General features: G+C 75.0%; 14 protein-coding genes. 11 read left to right on the top strand and 3 right to left on the bottom strand.

Going from position 1 to position 15,945, the window contains the following annotated elements; genetic code table 11:
* Nucleotides 1–229 precede the first annotated feature (229 nt).
* The 9 genes from AB0D08_RS24410 (at nt 230) to AB0D08_RS24450 (ending at nt 11,964) form a co-directional block, all read left to right on the top strand.
* Nucleotides 230–1,651: a sensor histidine kinase gene (locus AB0D08_RS24410; protein WP_051812510.1), complete on the top strand. Its 1,422-nt coding sequence runs from the start codon at nt 230–232 to the stop codon at nt 1,649–1,651.
* Entirely contained in the window at nt 1,603–2,259 is a 657-nt protein-coding gene (locus AB0D08_RS24415) for a response regulator transcription factor (protein WP_033820670.1), read from the top strand. The genes AB0D08_RS24410 and AB0D08_RS24415 overlap by 49 nt, the downstream gene beginning before the upstream one ends.
* Nucleotides 2,260–2,446: 187 nt before the next feature.
* Complete coding sequence (locus tag AB0D08_RS24420) at nt 2,447–4,069, top strand: DUF2637 domain-containing protein (protein WP_199520335.1); 1,623 nt, start codon at nt 2,447–2,449, stop codon at nt 4,067–4,069.
* Between the two features lie 125 nt (nt 4,070–4,194).
* Nucleotides 4,195–5,484, top strand: a complete 1,290-nt coding sequence (locus AB0D08_RS24425) for an aldolase/citrate lyase family protein (protein WP_359891571.1) — start codon at nt 4,195–4,197, stop codon at nt 5,482–5,484.
* A 233-nt stretch (nt 5,485–5,717) separates the two neighbouring features.
* Entirely contained in the window at nt 5,718–6,365 is a 648-nt protein-coding gene (locus tag AB0D08_RS24430) for a YigZ family protein (RefSeq protein WP_033820672.1), read from the top strand.
* Between the two features lie 378 nt (nt 6,366–6,743).
* A complete protein-coding gene (locus AB0D08_RS24435) occupies nt 6,744–8,495 on the top strand; it encodes a hypothetical protein (RefSeq protein ID WP_359891573.1) in 1,752 nt (583 codons plus the stop codon).
* Between the two features lie 182 nt (nt 8,496–8,677).
* Nucleotides 8,678–10,348 carry a restriction endonuclease gene (locus tag AB0D08_RS24440; RefSeq protein WP_033824386.1) on the top strand — a complete coding sequence of 557 codons (1,671 nt, stop codon included), beginning with the start codon at nt 8,678–8,680 and terminating at the stop codon, nt 10,346–10,348.
* A 114-nt stretch (nt 10,349–10,462) separates the two neighbouring features.
* Nucleotides 10,463–10,903, top strand: a complete 441-nt coding sequence (locus AB0D08_RS24445) for a DUF6278 family protein (RefSeq protein ID WP_033824385.1) — start codon at nt 10,463–10,465, stop codon at nt 10,901–10,903.
* 284 nt (nt 10,904–11,187) lie between these two features.
* A complete protein-coding gene (locus AB0D08_RS24450) occupies nt 11,188–11,964 on the top strand; it encodes a ZIP family metal transporter (protein WP_033824384.1) in 777 nt (258 codons plus the stop codon).
* Between the two features lie 40 nt (nt 11,965–12,004).
* Here AB0D08_RS24450 and AB0D08_RS24455 read toward each other — a convergent pair whose 3' ends face one another.
* Complete coding sequence (locus AB0D08_RS24455; protein WP_033824397.1) at nt 12,005–12,925, bottom strand: LysR family transcriptional regulator; 921 nt, start codon at nt 12,923–12,925, stop codon at nt 12,005–12,007.
* Between the two features lie 206 nt (nt 12,926–13,131).
* Here AB0D08_RS24455 and AB0D08_RS24460 point away from each other — a divergent pair, with 206 nt between their 5' ends.
* On the top strand, nt 13,132–14,073 hold the full coding sequence (locus AB0D08_RS24460) for an EamA family transporter (RefSeq protein WP_359891595.1): 942 nt from the start codon (nt 13,132–13,134) through the stop codon (nt 14,071–14,073).
* Here AB0D08_RS24460 and AB0D08_RS24465 read toward each other — a convergent pair.
* Nucleotides 13,964–14,464, bottom strand: coding sequence for a MarR family transcriptional regulator (locus tag AB0D08_RS24465; protein WP_063794505.1), 501 nt, complete (start codon nt 14,462–14,464; stop codon nt 13,964–13,966). The genes AB0D08_RS24460 and AB0D08_RS24465 overlap by 110 nt on opposite strands.
* A gap of 167 nt (nt 14,465–14,631) precedes the next feature.
* On the opposite strand from AB0D08_RS24465, the gene AB0D08_RS24470 reads away from it, so the two are divergent.
* Nucleotides 14,632–14,973 carry a DUF2218 domain-containing protein gene (locus AB0D08_RS24470; protein ID WP_033824383.1) on the top strand — a complete coding sequence of 114 codons (342 nt, stop codon included), beginning with the start codon at nt 14,632–14,634 and terminating at the stop codon, nt 14,971–14,973.
* Here the strand turns inward: AB0D08_RS24470 and AB0D08_RS24475 are convergent.
* Nucleotides 14,967–15,674 (bottom strand): phosphatase PAP2 family protein, encoded by a 708-nt coding sequence (locus tag AB0D08_RS24475; RefSeq protein ID WP_051813991.1) that lies wholly within the window; start codon nt 15,672–15,674, stop codon nt 14,967–14,969. The genes AB0D08_RS24470 and AB0D08_RS24475 overlap by 7 nt on opposite strands.
* Nucleotides 15,675–15,945: the final 271 nt, after the last annotated feature.

Raw genomic sequence — 15,945 nt, forward strand, 5'->3', positions numbered from 1 at the left:
TGCAGGGGGGACCCTGTGGGAGAGTAGGACGCCGCCGAACAATTCTTCAGTAGAAGCCCCTCCGGGTTCCCCGGAGGGGCTTCTCGCATTTCCGGACCCGGTCGCAAGACCGTGAATCGGAGGGTGGACCTAGCACCACCTTGATCGTGGTCCCTGGGCCAGTGTTTCCACCCGCCGGTCCCGACAGACTGGTGACCGTACGGAGGCAGTGGAGCGAGAGGGAACACGGATGGCGACGCAGAGCATGACCGCGGTGACGGGATCGGCGGAACGCTTCCGTGGGTGGCTCGGAGGGGCGGTCCAGGCGTTGGGACGCTGCCTGCTGCTGGCGGTCCGGGCCGCGGCCGGCCCGTTCGTGCTGCTGGTCTGGCTGGGGATCTGCCTCACCCGCCTGCTCGACGACCAGTGGTACACCTTCCAGGAGGTCTTCTGGGCGTTCGTCGGCGCGCTGCTGTGGCCGGTGGCGTTGATCGCGTGGTCCCGGCTGAGCGCACGGTCGACGCGGCGGGCCGCCCTGGAGTGGTACGGGATCAAGCTCCCCGTGTCGTACGCGCGGGTGCCGGTGGCGACCGTGGACGAGCGGGGGCACTGGTGGACCGGGCGTTCGTACCACCGCAACCGCTGGAGTGCGGATGCGGTGCTGTACGTGCGGACGGTGGCGGGTGACGCGGCGACCTGGCGGGACGTCAGGGCGATGGTGGTGAACGGGGCGCTGGCCGTGGTGCTCACCCTCCCGGTGCTGGGTCTGGCGGTCTTCGGTGGTGGCGTGGCGGTGGTGGCGGGGGCCGCGGCGTTGCTCGACTGGCAGGACGGCTCCGGCCTGGCCTCCGTGCCGGCGATGGCGGTCCACGGCATCCAGGGCCTGTTCGCGCTCGCGATCGGTCTGCTGTCGGCGCCGTACGGGGTCCGGCTGTACGGGAGGTGGCTGCAGCGGACGCTCGACCGGCAGCGCGGGGGACGGCAGGAGCAGGCCCGGCTGACCCGGCGGGTCGAGCACCTCACGGCGACCAGGGCCGACGCGGTCGGGACCCAGGCGGCGGAGCTCCGCCGGATCGAGCGGGACCTGCACGACGGTGCCCAGGCGCGGCTGGTGGCGATCGGACTCACGCTGGGGACCATCGAGCACCTGTTGGAGAGCGATCCGGCCGCGGCCAGGTCGCTGCTGGCGGAGGCGCGGCAGTCCTCGGCGAAGGCCCTGAAGGAGCTGAGGGACCTGGTGCGGGGCATCCATCCGCCGGTGCTGGCGGAGCGCGGGCTGGCGGACGCGGTGCGGGAACTGGCGCTGGAGGCGCCGCTGGCCACGGAGGTGACGGTGAGTCTGCCGGGCCGGCCGGAGGCGCCGGTGGAGGCGGCGGTGTACTTCTGCGTGAGCGAGCTGATGGTCAACGCGGCCAAGCACTCGGGTGCCGGGCAGGTGTGGGTGGACATCCTGTACCGGGCCGGGCAGCTGCGGGTCACGGTCACCGACGACGGCTGCGGCGGGGCGAGCATGGAACGGGGTGGCGGGCTGTACGGGATCGAGCGGCGGTTGGGTACCTTCGACGGAGTTCTGACGCTCGACAGCCCGTCGGGCGGGCCGACGACCATCACCATGGAGCTGCCGTGCGCGTTGTCCTCGCCGAGGATCTCTACCTTCTCCGCGAAGGTCTGACGAGGCTGCTGGAGGCACACGGCTTCACCATCGCGGCGGCCGTCGAGACCGGGCCCGACCTGCTGGATGCGCTGCTGGAGCACCGGCCGGACGTCGCGGTGGTGGACGTGCGGCTGCCGCCCACCCTGACGGACGAGGGGTTGCAGGCGGCACTGGCCGCGCGGCGCCGGATTCCCGGTCTTCCGGTCCTGGTGCTCTCCCAGCACGTCCAGCAGCTCTACGCCCGGGAACTGCTGGCGGACGGCTCGGGCGGGGTCGGCTACCTGCTGAAGGACCGGGTGTTCAACGCCGACCAGTTCATCGACGCGGTCCGCCGGGTGGCGGCCGGCGGTACCGCGATGGACCCGGACGTGATCGCCAAGCTGCTGCAGAGCAACGCCCGTTCGCAGCCGGTCGGGCGGCTGTCGCCGCGCGAGCGCGAGGTGCTCGGCCTGATGGCCGAGGGGTGCTCGAACTCGGCGGTCGGTGCCAGGCTGCTGATCAGCGACGGAGCGGTCGCGAAGCACATTGCCAATATCTTCACGAAGTTGGAACTCGCGCCCGCCGAGGACGCCAATCGCCGTGTCCTGGCGGTACTTGCGCATCTCAACGGAGCCGGCGAGGGCTGACCGGGGCCCCGGGTGGGGTCGGACGAAACGCGTGTGCGAGTAGTATCCGGTGGGCCGAACCGGTCCCACGCGCAGCGCTCCTGTGTGCCCGGCAGTGGTCCTGTCTGACGAGGGTGTCCGACGCGAGCGGATCCGGCGGCAACGGTCGCGTACGGCAGCAGCCGAGTCCCCAGGGGTTGATCAACGAATGTCACGTCCATCCCTCACCCGTGCCCACCGGGTCCTGCTGGGGTTGGTGGCCGGAGGCGCCTGCCTGATCTCCGGCATCGGGTTCGCGGGCTCGTACGCCGCGGTGCGAGAGCTCGCCCTGGAGAAAGGATTCGGCACCTTCTCCTACGCCTTCCCGATCGGTGTGGACGCGGGCATCGTGGTCCTGCTCGCGCTGGACCTGGTGCTGACCTGGCTGCGGATCCCGTTCCCGCTGCTGCGGCAGACGGCCTGGCTGCTGACGGCGGCGACGATCGCGTTCAACGCCGCCGCCTCCTGGGGTGACTCGCTCGGCATGGCGATGCACGCCGTCATCCCGGTGCTCTTCGTGGTCGTGGTCGAGGCCTCCCGGCACGCCGTCGGCCGGATCGCGGCCATCACCGCCGACCGGCACATGGAGTCCGTGCGGCTGATGCGGTGGGTGCTGTCGCCGGTGCCGACCTTCCGGCTGTGGCGGCGGATGAAGCTCTGGGAGCTGCGGTCCTACGACGAGACGGTGCGTCTGGAGCAGAATCGCCTGGTGTACCGGGCACAGCTGCGGTTCCGGTACGGCCGGGGCTGGCGCCGGTCGGCGCCGTTCCAGGCACTGCTCCCGCTGAAGCTCGCCAAGTACGGTGTGCCGCTGGACCCGAGTGTGCTGGACCGGATCGACGGACCGCTGCACGCGGTGCAGGGGCCGCAGGCCGGTCGCTCGACGCTGACCACCGCGAGCCTTCAGGAGCCCGTCGCGATCCGCGCCGAGAGCGCGGAGCCGCAGGAGGCCCAGGCCGGGCAGGCCGAGCAGGACCAGGCGGCGGCGTCGGCGGTGTCCGCCGCGATGGCGGTGCCGACGCTGGCGAAGCTGGCGGCCGTCCGGCTGCGGGACGCGCAGGATCCGCAGGGCGACGAGCAGCCGGCCCGCCCGGCGGCGGAGCAGAGCGAGCTGAACGTCTGGACCGCGCGTGCGGTCCGCGCGCACACCGAGCAGATGGAGGAGGCCGCCCGGACGGCGCGTACGCCGGGGCAGGCCTCGCCCTGGTTCAAGCCGCCGCGGCCGACCCGGTCGGCGGGGGACCCGGTCGAGGTTCCGGTCCGGCAGGAGCAGCGGCAGCGGGCCGACCGGCCGGTGGCCGCCGAGCGGCGCGGCCCGGAGGGCTGGGTGTCCGAGCAGCGCAGGCCGGCTCCTCAGCGCGAGGCCGAGGGCCGTCGGGCGCCGGTCGGTGCCGGCGGGCCGGTGGCGGCCGGGCCCGAGCAGGTGGCGGAGGCCGAGCCGATCCGGATCGGGCACCGCCCGGTGCGGCTCGACGGCGAGCTGCACGCGGAGCCGCAGGCGGCGGTGGCGGAGCAGCTCCCGTTCGACCGGGCGGCCGCGGCGGAGCCGGACGAGCAGTGGGCGGGCCGCCGCCCGGCGCCGGAGCCGCTCGACCCGGACGTCTGCTTCGAGGCGCTGATCAGCTACATGGACGTCTACGACAGCCAGCCCGACCAGCAGCGGTTCGCCGAGTTCCTGACCCGGGAGTGGAACGTGGCCGGCAGCCGCCCGGACGGTTCGGTGAACCCCAAGGACCTGGACCGGATCTGGCAGCACCTGCAGGACCGTTACGTCGCCGCGGGCCGCGAGTAGACCGGCCGGGCGCCGACGGAGCCCCGGTCCGCCCCTCGGGCGGCCATTGACGCCCCGGACGCACCGCCGTTACCTTCACATCAACAAATTGTTGAAGATGCTGTCTGTGTCGTGGAGGAGTCCGGATGTCGCAGGTCCAGGTGGACGGTAGCAACCCCGGCGGCGGGGCCTCGTTCTCGGCGGCCGCGCGTGCCGCCGTCGACGCGCTGCTCGCGCCGGTCGACGCGGACCTGGCCCGCCGGTACCCCGGGGACCCGGGCACCCGCCAGCCCGTGCACACCGTCTACGTCCCGGCCGACGCGTTCGCCGCCGACACCGTCAGCAGCTGGGGCCGGCAGGCGCTGGAGGCCTTCGACACCCACGCGGCCACCCCGGCGCAGCTGGCCGAGGCGCTCGGCGTCCCGGCCGACGAGCTGCTCGCGGACGTGCACGCCCGGGTCCGCGCCAAGCTGGAGCGCGAGCCGGTCGAGGACCTTCGGATCGACTTCGAGGACGGCTACGGCCCGCGCCCCGACGCGGAGGAGGACGCCGCCGCGGTCCGCACCGCCGAACTGGTCGCCGCCGCGGTGGCCGACGGCACCGCGCCGCCGTACATCGGCATCCGGATCAAGTGCATGGAGGCCGCGGTCCGCGACCGCGGGATCCGGACCCTGGAACTCTTCCTCGCCACCCTGCTGGCTGCCGGCCCGCTGCCGGAGGGGCTGGTGCTCACCCTGCCGAAGGTCACCTACGCCGAGCAGGTGACGGCGCTGGTCCGGCTGCTCGAGGACTTCGAGCGGCGGGCCGGGCTGCCGGCCGGCCGGATCGGCTTCGAGATCCAGATCGAGACCACCCAGGCGATCCTCGGCGCCGACGGGCGGGCCACCGTGGCCCGGATGATCGAGGCGGCCGAGGGCCGGGCCACCGGCCTGCACTACGGGACCTTCGACTACAGCGCCTCCTGCGGGGTCAGTGCCGCCTACCAGAGCATGGACCACCCGGTCGCCGACCACGCGAAGGCCGTCATGCAGGTGGCCGCGGCCGGCACCGGCGTACGCCTCTCCGACGGCTCGACCAACGTCATCCCGACCGGGCCGACCGCGCAGGTGCACGCGGCCTGGAGGCTCCACCACGACCTGGTCCGCCGCTCGCTGGCCCGCGCCTACTACCAGGGCTGGGACATGCACCCGGCGCACCTGCCGACCCGGTACGCGGCGGTCTACACCTTCTACCGCGAGGGGCTCGCGGCGGCGGCCGCCCGGCTGGCCGCCTACGTGGCGAAGGCGGGCGGCGACGTGATGGACGAGCCGGCCACCGCCCGGGCGCTCAGCGGCTACGTGCTGCGCGGACTTGACTGCGGCGCGGTGGACCTGGCCGAGGTCACCGGGCTGACCGGCCTGGACCGCCGGCAGCTGGACGCGCTCGCCGGGCGCTGACGGGTCGGGCGGGTTCGAGCGGGTTCGGGCGACTTCGGGCACCGAGGAGGCGCTGACGGGGTCGGGCCGGGCCGCCAGGGCTGGGGCCCGCGTTAGGCTGGCGGGGGCAGGGGGGCGCCGCCGGCCTGCTGCTTCTCCCGGGTTTCCGTTCTCCGTGGACGGGCGAGCGGGCAGTCCGCGCCGTCCCGCTCCCGTCCCGCCCGCCCCGTGAACCGCTCTGGAGACCCCGCACCATGTCGGAGCCCAGCCCCAGGCCGTACCTGACCCTCCGGCGCTCCGTCAGCCAGGAGACCGAGGTCAAGAAGTCCCGGTTCATCTGCCACCTGGCGAGGGTCGGCGACGAGGACGAGGCCCAGGCCTTCGTGGCGGCCGTCCGCAAGGAGTACTGGGACGCCCGGCACAACTGCACCGCCTTCGTGGTGGGGGACGTCCAGCGCCGGGAACGGTCGAGCGACGACGGCGAGCCGGGTGGCACCGCGGGCGTCCCGATGCTGGAGGTGCTGCGACGGCGCGGGATCACCGACACCGTCGCGGTGGTGACGCGTTACTTCGGCGGGATCAAACTGGGCGCGGGCGGACTGGTACGGGCCTACGGGAGCTCGGTCTCCCTGGCGCTGGACGAGGCGGGACTGCTGGAGCGGCGGCCGGTGGCGCTGCTCGCCGTGACCGCCGGCCACACCCGGGCCGGGCGGTTGGAGAACGAGCTGCGGGCGGCTGGCCACGAGGTGCGGGGCCTGGTCTACACGGCGGACGGGGTGAGGATCGAAGTCGGGGTGCCGGAGGCGGAGGTGACGGGTTTTCACGCCTGGCTGGCGGAGAACACCGGCGGGACCGCGCACGCCGAGGCGGCCGGGCGCAGCTTCGTGGAGGTCCCGGTCTGAACCCGACCACGCCCCGTGCCCAGCAGGCAAGCAATGCCACGGGGTAACACTCGAACGAATGAACAATGCCCGGCAGCGGAACTTCCGCTCCGGGCCCTTTCGTCTTCTACCACAAGGAGTGCGGACGGGCACGGCGTCCGACGGCCCGACCGGGCCGCCGGGACCACCCGCCCGCACCTCGCGCAGGACACGTCACGGCAGCACCGCACGGACGGATCGCAGACACCGGCAGAGCAGGCCGCCCGACCGGGCCGGCCGACCAGATGGAGGACTTCAGGCCCCACCGCCGCACCCCGGGAGGTACCGCGCATGACACCCGAGCACGCCCCGCCGCCCTATCGGATGACCGTCACCACACCCCGGACGCACCGAGACACGGTGGCTCTGGCAGACCAGTTGCTGGCCGCGTGGCTGAAACAGGAGGGCCACGAGGAGCCTCCGCCGCCCGCCGAGCACCGCCGCGCCGAGCAGCACCCCGCCGGGGCCGTGGCCGCCGATCCGGCCGCCCCGCCCGCGCCGCCCCCCGAGCGGCTGCGCCTCGGCGAGCGGGTCCTGCTGGACCGCGACACCGGCGCCCTGCGCGGCCGGCCACCGGGCGGGCGGTACAGCCGCCGCCGGCTGCGGACCCCGGCCGCGCACGGCATCGAGCAGCTCACCCTCACCGTCGCCTCGGCCACCGAGCAGCCCTGCTGGCTCCGGCTGGAGGCCGAGCACCTGCCGACCGGTGCGGGCATCCGCACCTCGAGCCGGGTCCCGGTCCCCGAGCTGGCCCGCGGCCTGCTCCCGCTGCTGGACGCCACCGACGGGCCGGTGGCGCTGTCCGCCCGGCCGAGGGTGATAGCCAAGGGCGAGGTCGACGCCCTGATCGACGAGCTGTGCGACCCGGAGCGCCGGCTCCCCGTGGTGGTCGCCAGCGTGCCGCCCGCCGTGGCGATGGACACCTGGCTGGCCGAGGTGGTCCACCCCCTGCTGCGGCAGCTGACCGGTCTCGCCTCGCTCTACGTGCTCGGTCATGCTGCGCTCCCGCTGTTCAACGTCGCGCTGGAGTACCACAAGGTCTACGGCGGAGCCGTCCGGACGTACCTGCCGGAGGTCGATCCGGCCTCCCGCCACGACGGGGCCCGCCATCCGGTGATGCCCCGGCGCCGGATCGACGAGGACGTCCGACGGGCCGCCGCCCTGCTGGCCCGCGAGCCCCGGCGGTTCGCCGCCGAGCTGCCGCTGCCCGACCTGCTGGCCGCGGTCCCCGTGCTGCAGCCGCCGCCCATGGAGCCCCGCCCCGCACACCCCGGGCCCGCACAACCCCGGCCCGCCCGGCCGGGCCCGGCCGAAAGCGGTGCCGGCGCCGGCAGCGGCACCGTTGCGGCGCCCCGCGGCACCGTCCCCGGGCAGGCGTCGGCCTCCGCCGCCGACCGCTGCGAGCGGCAGTCCCGGGCGGACGAGCTGGAGCAGGTCCGGCGCAGCCTGGACAGCTCCCGCCGCCGCCAGGCCCGGCTGCTGGCCGAGACCGACCAGCAGGACGCGGTGCTGCGGCACGTGAGCGCGCAGGTCAGGGCGCTGGCCGCCCGACTGTGCACGCTGGCCGGGCCGGACGCGCTGGACCACGCGGGGCTGGCCGCCGACGTCTGCGCCGAGGAGGAGTGCGCGCCGGGCAGCTTCGGCGAGCTGGTCTGCCGGTTCGCGGAGTTCCCGCTGCTGGAGTTCACCGGGGACGAGAAGGAGACCCTGGCGCTGGACGGCCAGTGCGACGGCTCCGGCTGGGCCCGGCTCACCTGGGACGGCCTGACCGCCCTCCAGGAGTACGCCGCCGCGGCCGTGCGCGGCGAGGCGGGCGGCGACTTCAAGCAGTGGTGCGAGCACACCCCGGCCGGCTGCCACCACTTCCCGCCCCGCAAGGCCGTGCGCGGCGAGTCCCGTACGGTCACCAGCCACGGCAAGTGGAAACGCCAGCGGATGCTCCCGGTGCCGGCCTGTGTGGACTCCTCCCGCCGGGCGTTCATGGGCGCCCACCTGCGGATCGGCGGCGGCGGGACGGCCCCCCGGGTGCACTACCTGGACGACTGTTCCCGCAGCGGCCGGATCTACGTCGGCTACATCGGCCTGCACCTGACCAACACCCGGACCAACTGAGGAGGCCAGGAGCGGGGATCAGCGGTCGGCGGCGCGCCGTCAACCCGGCCCGAGGGGAAGGGCGGTGGCCTTCTGTCGGGCTTGGCTGACCCGCGCCGCGCGACCGTGGACAATGCTGCACAGGGCCACCCGCCGGTGGGCTCCGCCGACCGGCGCCGGACGAGCAGGGGGAACGACCGCCGATGCAGCACTCATCCGAAGGCCGCCCGGACACCACCGCCACCCTCCTCCAACCGGGCTTCCTGGCATCGGTCTTCCGGGACCTGGGCGCCGAGGTGCCGGAGCAGGGCACCGCGCCGCCGCAGGAAGGAGCCGGTCCGGGGGCGGACGCCGGCCCGGTCCGGGACGCCGGGCAGGAGCAGCCCCCCGGGCAGGACGAGGAGGTGGCGGCGCACGGCCGCGCCGCCGCGCTCGCCCACCACCGGACGGTGACCGTCCGGGCGGGGCACGAGCGGCTGGCAGACCTGCTCCGCCGGGCCGCCCTGCCGGTCTCCGCGATGGACTTCGAGAGCCAGCTGCGCAGCTACGAGCCGCGCCCGTACCCGGCCGGGGAGCCGGACCCGCAGACCGGTCCCGAGCCGCGCTGGGCGGACTTCGCCCCGCCGGAGCCGGCCGCCGACGACCCGGACCGGCCCGCCTCCCGGCTGCTGCTTGACTCCGGCTACCAGCGCGGCCTGGCCCAGGCCCGGCTGAGCCACCAGCGGGCGCTGCGAGAGTGGCGGACCAGGCAGGCCGAGGCCGACGACAGCGGTGCCCGGCAGGCCCGGCTCGCCCACGAGCAGGCCGAGCAGTCCCGGGCCAGGGCGGTCAGGGAGTACAACGAGACGCTCAAGGAGTGCCGCCGGGCCTACCGGCAGTCGGAGCCCGCCGCCGTGGAGTCCCTGCTGGAGCGGGCGCTGGCCGCCGCGGAGGGCGCCACCCAGGACCTCCCGGCGCCGTGCCGGGCCGTGTTCCGGCCGCTCACCAGCACGGCGGTGCTGGACCTCGACCTGCCGCCGCTGGACGTGGTGCCCGAGCTGGACGGCTACCGGCTCGGCGCGGGCGGGGAGGTCGAGCCGGTGCCCCGCCCGGCCGCCGACCGGGCCGCGGACTACCTGCGGCTGGCGGCCCGCCTCGCCCTGCGCGCACTGCAGGCGGCGGACGCGGTCGACACCGAGGAGATACTCGCCGGGGTGGTGCTCAACGGCTGGCTGCGGTCCGACGCCCCGGGTGCCGGGCCGCTCTGCCTGCTGAGCGTGGACGCCGACCGTGACGCCCTGGCCCGGACCAGGCTGCTCCCGGCCGAGGACGGCGGGGCGGCGGGCCCGGCCGAGGCGGGCGACGGCATGGGGGTCTACGCCGACGCGGAGCAGGACGAGGCGCTGGTCCGGCTGCGGGAGCTGGCCGCCGTGGTGACCCCGGACCCGTACGGCCCGGTCGAGGTCGAGCCCAGCGGTACGGTCGGGGCGGCGGTGCCGGCGGCGGAGGAGCTCTCGTCCAACGAGTTCGCCCACCTGGTCCGGGAGTTGCTCACCAAGGGCGGGCTGGTCGGCTGGAACGTCCGGCTGCGCGGCCCGGCCGGGCTGGTGGCGACCGGCGAGGGCGGCCCGGGCAGTGCGCTGCCCGGGCGCTGGGTGGTCTGGGCCTCGCGCGAGCCGGGTGCGGTGGGGGAGGAGCAGCTGCGCACGCTGGCCGAGGCGGTCCGGGAGGAGGGCGCCGAGCGCGGCCTGCGCCTGACCACCGGTCGGTTCACCGAGCCCGCGCTGGACCTGACGGCCGGCGCCCGGTACGAGCACATCCACCTGATCGACGGCCGCGGGGTGCAGGAGCTGGCCAGGACCCACCTCGGCCTGCCGCTCACCACCGACGGCTAGCCGACTGCCAATCGCAGGTTGTCGGTGGCGCGGTGCGGCAGGGGCCGCCGCGCCCGGCACCGGTGTCCCGGCGGATCTGCCGTCGGTCGTTGCACGGCCTGTCAGTCTGGACCCATGGGATTCGGATTCTTCGATCACTGGCGGGCGCGCGGCGAGCAGCGGGCGGAGCCCGGCGGCGGAGCCGGGGAGGACCGGCGGCAGGAGGCGATGGCGGAGCTGTTCGCCGAGTGCGGGCTGCTGCGCGAGCTGGCCGGGTCGGCCGGGGTGCGCCTGGACGACTCGGCGCAGTCGCTCTCCGCGCTCGACCAGCTGCTGCCCCGCTGGCGGGACGACCCCGAGGTCTCGGACTGGCTGGGCAACGACGCGGGCCTGTACCTCGGTACCGTGATCCGCCGCACCTTGCCGGCCGCCGAGTGGCGGCTGGGCGAGCACGGCCGCCCGCTGCTGGTGCTGCCCACCGGGCTGGAACTCGACGTCACGGCCCTCGGGCACGGCTGGGCCGACCAGGGCACCCCCGAGCTCTCCGCCGTCTACCTGGCCGCGACCGACGGCTGAACCGGCCGGGCCCGGGAACCGACGCACCGTCACCCCGACGGGCCGTCCGGCGGGCGGTCCGGGGCGCCGGCCCGCAGGCTGGGCGCAGGCTCCGGCTCGACCGGGCCCGGGCCGGGCGGTCGCGCCCGTGGGCAGCGGTCCGCGCGGCCGTCCGGCCCCTCAGTGGTTCGTCGGGAGCGGCCCGTCGGGAGTGGTCCGTCGGGGTATCCCGGGCCGGGGCGGGCGGGGCCCGCGGATCCGCCGGTCCTGCCCGCCGCAGGCCACCGCCGGAGGGGAGGGTCACGATGACCGCCGTGCTGGTCGCCGCGGGCGCCTTCCTGATGACCCTGATCGGCGGCTACGTCGCCCAGCGCACCGGCGACCGACGGCACCTGGTGCTCGGCTTCGCGGCCGGGCTGATGCTCGGCGTGGTCGCCTTCGACCTGCTGCCGGAGGCGCTGGCGGCGGCCCCGACCGAGGTACACGGGGTGCCGCAGGCGCTGCTGATGTTCGCGGCCGGCTTCCTGGTGATCCACATCGTCGAGCGGGCGGTCGCCATCCACCGGGGCCACGAGGGTGAGTACGCCGCGCACACCCACGGGCACGGGCACCACGGCCACGGCCACGGGCACCCCCATCCGGGGACCCAACGGGTCGGTCTGGCGGCGGCGAGCGCGCTGGTGGCGCACAGCGTGATGGACGGCTTCGCGATCGGGGCGGCGTTCCAGGCGGGCAGCACGGTCGGCACCGTGGTGGCCATCGCGGTGGTGGCCCACGACTTCGCCGACGGCTTCAACACGTACACCATCACCCGGTTGTACGGGAACGACCGCCGGCGGGCGCTGACCCTGCTCACCGCCGACGCGCTGGCGCCGGTGACGGGGGCGGGGATCACCCTGCTGTTCACCATCCCGGAGCAGCTGCTCGGCCTCTACCTGGGCTTCTTCGCGGGTTTCCTGCTGTACCTGGCGACCTCGGACATCCTGCCCGAGGCGCACAGCCCGCACCCGTCCCGGTCCACGCTGCTGTGCACGCTGGTGGGGGTGGGGTTCATGTGGCTGGTGATCGGTTTCGCGAGCTGACCGGCCGCCACCCGGGGATCCGGCCCGTCGGGCGCCGCGGTCAGTGGCCCGGCGGCCGGCCGGGCAGGGCGTCCCAGTGCCGGCGCATCGCCGTCAGCGCCGCCGTGATGGCGGGCCGGCGCGACGCCTGGCTGCGCCACAGCGTGAAGACCCGCCGTGAGGGTTCCGGGGCGACCGGGCGGGCGGCGACGCCCGCGGGGAGCGTCCCGCGACCGAGCCGGGGCACCAGTCCGATGCCGAGACCGGCGGCGATCAGGGCGATCTGGGTCTCGAACTCGCCCACCTGGTAGACCACGTCCGGCTCCTCGCCGGCCTCCCGCATGGTCCGCACCAGCCAGTCGTGACAGATGTTCCCCGGCGGCACGCTGATCCAGCGCTGTCCGCACAGGCGTTCCACCGGCACCACGTCGAGAGCGGCCAGCGGGTGGGCGGCCGGCAGCAGCAGGTCCACCGGATCCGGCCCGAGGTCGAGGCGGGCCAGCCCGGTCTGGACCGGCAGCGGCACGCTGGGCCAGTCCTGGACCAGCGCCAGGTCGACCTCGCCGCGGGCCACCAGCTCGGCGGCCAGGTACGGATCCGACTCCACCAGGCGGACGTCCAGCTCCGGGCAGCCCTCCCGCAGGTCCGCCAGGGCGCCCGGGAGCAGGCCGCGGGCGCCGGTGGCGAAGGCGGCGATCAACAGCCGGCCGACCGCCTGGCCGCGCTGCTCCTCCAGCGTCACCTCGGCCTGCTCAACCAGGGCGAGCAGTCGCTCCGCGGTGTCGGCGAGCCGGCGGGCCGCGTCGGTTAGCACCACGCCCCGGCCGCGTCGCTCCAGAAGGACCGTCCGGGTCTCGCGTTCCAGCTTGGCGATCTGCTGCGAGACCGCCGACGGGGTGAAGCCGAGGGCGCCCGCCGCGCCGCCGACCGAGCCGTGCACCGCGACCGCGTGCAGTGCGCGCAGCCGTCCGAGGTCCATCACCGCGGCCACCCCCGCCTTCCTGGTTCCCCGGGGCCGCCGTGACGACCGCCGGAACGAGCCCGATTCAGTAGTGCTTAACAGTCTGCTTCAGAACTCATCGCTGGTGCTACACGGTGGCCTGCGGCCATGCTCGATCCATGCCAGCGATCTCCGCCACCGCGCCCCCTGCCACCGCGCCCCCCGACACCGCGTCCCCCGCCACCGTCATGAGTCCGCGTCACATCGCGCTGGCGGTGGCGGTCGCCGCCGTCTGGGGCCTCAACTTCGTCCTGATCCACGTCGGCCTGGAGAACTTCCCGCCACTGCTGTTCTGCGCGCTGCGGTTCGCGGTGGTGGCGGTGCCGGCGGTGTTCCTGGTCGGACCGCCGAAGGTGCCGTGGCGCTGGATCCTCACGGTCGGCTGCACCCTCGGGGTGGCGAAGTTCGGGCTGCTCTTCCTCGGGATGCACGCGGGGATGCCGGCCGGGCTGTCCTCGCTGGTGCTGCAGAGCCAGGCGGTGTTCACCGCGCTGTTCGCCGCGGTGCTGCTGGGGGAGCGGTCCTCGGGGCTGCGGGTGGCGGGTCTGGTGACGGCCTTCGCCGGCATCCTGCTGGCCGCCGTCGACCAGGGCCCGTCCGGGCCGGTCGGCGCGTTCGTCCTGGTGATCGCCGCGGCCGGGTTCTGGGGCCTGTCCAACGTGCTCACCCGCCGGGCCGCGCCCCCGGACGCGCTGCGCTGGATGGTCTGGGTGAGTGCCGTCCCGCCGCTGCCGCTGCTCGGGCTGTCGCTGCTGGTCGAGGGCCCGAGGGCGGACCTGGCGGCGCTGGCCGGGATCGGCCCGGCGGGGATCGGGGCGATCCTCTACGTCGGGCTGCTGTCCACCCTGTTCGGCTTCGTGGCCTGGAGCTTCCTGCTGCGCAGCTACCACGCCTCGGCGGTCGCGCCGTACTCGCTGCTGGTGCCGGTGTTCGGGATGTCCTCGTCCTGGCTGCTGCTCGGGGAGCGGTTCAGCCCGCTCGCGGCCGGCGCCGCCGTACTGGTGATCGCCGGGATCGGGCTCACCGCGCTGCGTCCTCGCCGGCCGGCTGCCGGGCCCCGCGCCCTGCCTCGAACGCGCTCTCCGCGCCGCGCAGCGCCAGCAGCAGCGCGGACTGATCGGACGGACTGACCGGCGCGAAGTACTCCTGCGCCACCTCGTGGCGGACCTGCCCGATCCGTTCCAGCGCGGCCCGGCCGTCCTCGGTCAGCACCAGCCGCACCGCCCGCCGGTCGGTCGGGTCGGGGGTACGGGTGACCAGCCCGGCCTCCTCCAGGGCGTCCACCACGGTGGTCGCGGACCGAGGTGCGATGTGCAGCCGCTCGGCCAGCTCGCTCAGCCGCATGGTCTCCCGGCCCTCGCAGCCGGGGGCGTGCGCGAGGGTGCGCAGGGCGCGGGCCTGACCGGGGGTGATGCCGTACGGCTCCAGCCGCTGCATGGTCTGCCGGCGGATCCGCTTCATCGCCCGGGTGAGCGCGTCGGCGAGTTCGGCGGCGGTGTCGGCCGTCGGCGGCGTGGTCATGGCGGGCTCCGGACTCGGCGTGCCCCGGGCCGTGGGCCGACCTGAGGTGGAGCCAGGGTATCCGGCGGTGGGCGGGCCCCGGGGGCAGGATATTGAGCCAAGCTCAGCATCTGGGGTACGGTGAGGGAACTTAGGTCATCCTAACCAGCTCGAACCGGAGTCCCGCCATGCCTCGTTCCGAAGCCCGCGTCCGCACCGACCGCCCCGCCCGTTACGGCAAGCAGCTGGCCGCCCACATGGGCCGCAAGATCCAGGCCGACTGGTCGGAGGAGACCGGCCGCGGCGAGCTCGCCTTCCGGGCCGGCACCGCCGTGCTGGTGGCCGAGGCGGGGGCACTGCTGCTCACCGTCGAAGGCGCCACCGAGGACCTGCCGGGACTGGAGGACGTCGTCGGCCGCCACCTGGTCCGCTTCGGCACCCGCGACGAGCTGGTGGTCGAGTGGCACCGCGACAACGGGGAGCCCGGCCTGGTCCAGCGCAACGAGGACGGGCCCGCCGAAGGTCAGTGAGCGGACCGGTCGGCCGCCCGGTCCGGCTCGAGGCCGTCCGGCCCGGTCGGCGCCGGGGCGGCCCACCGGGCCAGGCCCCACAGCACCAGGGCGCCCAGGCACCAGCTCGCGACCACGTCGAGCAGCCAGTGGTAGTCGCTCCACACCAGGCCCCAGCCGACCCCCGCGCACAGCAGGGCGGTCCCCGCGTACAGCCGGCGGCGGGCCGGCGCCCCGAGCTCCCGGCCCACCAGGAGCGCCGCGGCGCCGTACGCGATTGTCGAGGTCGCCGTGTGGCCGGACGGGTACCAGCCCAACTGTTCCGGCGAGAGCGGCACCCCGAACGGGCCGGGCCGGGCGAACAGGGCCTTGCCGGGGATGACCAGCGCGGGCACCAGGGCGCCGGCCAGGACGGCCACCGCCAGCGGCCGCCGGCGGCGTTGCGCACCCGCGCAGTGCCGCAGCCAGGCCGCAGTCGCGCCGCCCAGCAGCAGCAGTGCGAAGGCCGGGACGTTGCCCCCCAGGTCCGAGAGGGCGACGCCGAGGTGGTTCACGGCGGTGCTGTGCAGGTCGTGGCGGAACTCGTAGGTTGCCCGGCGGGCGACCCGGTCCAGGCCCAGCAGCGGGCCGTCGGCCGCGACCTGCCAGGAGACCACCGTGAGCAGTGCGAGCAGGGACAGCGGCAGGACCGTGGAGCGGGCGGCCGCCCCCGGGGCATGCATGAGCCGCCCCGAGGCGGGGGGGAGAGCCCCGGGGCGGCTGAGGTGATCGCCGTTCCGTGCGTCCCGGGGGGTTTGGGGCGGACGGTCGGTCGATCGGTCATGGGGGTCCGGCGCCCTGTCGGGGGCGGCGGGCCGGGTTGTCGTTAAGTCGTCTGGCTCGCTGTCCATCTGCCCATGACAGTACGTCATGACCCTGCCCTGATGGGCGGGTTCGCCCGATCGCCACAGCATCTTCACCACCGGTAGTACAACCTCCATGGCGGCTCGACGG

Origin of the sequence: Kitasatospora sp. NPDC048540, from assembly GCF_040651175.1 — a bacterium.
In the GTDB taxonomy this organism is placed as follows: domain Bacteria; phylum Actinomycetota; class Actinomycetes; order Streptomycetales; family Streptomycetaceae; genus Kitasatospora.

What these genes read in the sequence shown, in the direction of transcription:
- AB0D08_RS24430 (WP_033820672.1), top strand. Translation starts at nt 5,718, where the DNA reads ATGTCGGAGCCCAGCCCCAGGCCGTACCTGACCCTCCGGCGCTCCGTC.
- AB0D08_RS24470 (WP_033824383.1), top strand. Translation starts at nt 14,632, where the DNA reads ATGCCTCGTTCCGAAGCCCGCGTCCGCACCGACCGCCCCGCCCGTTAC.
- AB0D08_RS24420 (WP_199520335.1), top strand. Translation starts at nt 2,447, where the DNA reads ATGTCACGTCCATCCCTCACCCGTGCCCACCGGGTCCTGCTGGGGTTG.
- AB0D08_RS24460 (WP_359891595.1), top strand. Translation starts at nt 13,132, where the DNA reads ATGAGTCCGCGTCACATCGCGCTGGCGGTGGCGGTCGCCGCCGTCTGG.
- AB0D08_RS24465 (WP_063794505.1), bottom strand. Translation starts at nt 14,464, where the DNA reads ATGACCACGCCGCCGACGGCCGACACCGCCGCCGAACTCGCCGACGCG.
- AB0D08_RS24425 (WP_359891571.1), top strand. Translation starts at nt 4,195, where the DNA reads ATGTCGCAGGTCCAGGTGGACGGTAGCAACCCCGGCGGCGGGGCCTCG.
- AB0D08_RS24475 (WP_051813991.1), bottom strand. Translation starts at nt 15,674, where the DNA reads ATGCATGCCCCGGGGGCGGCCGCCCGCTCCACGGTCCTGCCGCTGTCC.
- AB0D08_RS24450 (WP_033824384.1), top strand. Translation starts at nt 11,188, where the DNA reads ATGACCGCCGTGCTGGTCGCCGCGGGCGCCTTCCTGATGACCCTGATC.
- AB0D08_RS24440 (WP_033824386.1), top strand. Translation starts at nt 8,678, where the DNA reads ATGCAGCACTCATCCGAAGGCCGCCCGGACACCACCGCCACCCTCCTC.
- AB0D08_RS24410 (WP_051812510.1), top strand. Translation starts at nt 230, where the DNA reads ATGGCGACGCAGAGCATGACCGCGGTGACGGGATCGGCGGAACGCTTC.
- AB0D08_RS24445 (WP_033824385.1), top strand. Translation starts at nt 10,463, where the DNA reads ATGGGATTCGGATTCTTCGATCACTGGCGGGCGCGCGGCGAGCAGCGG.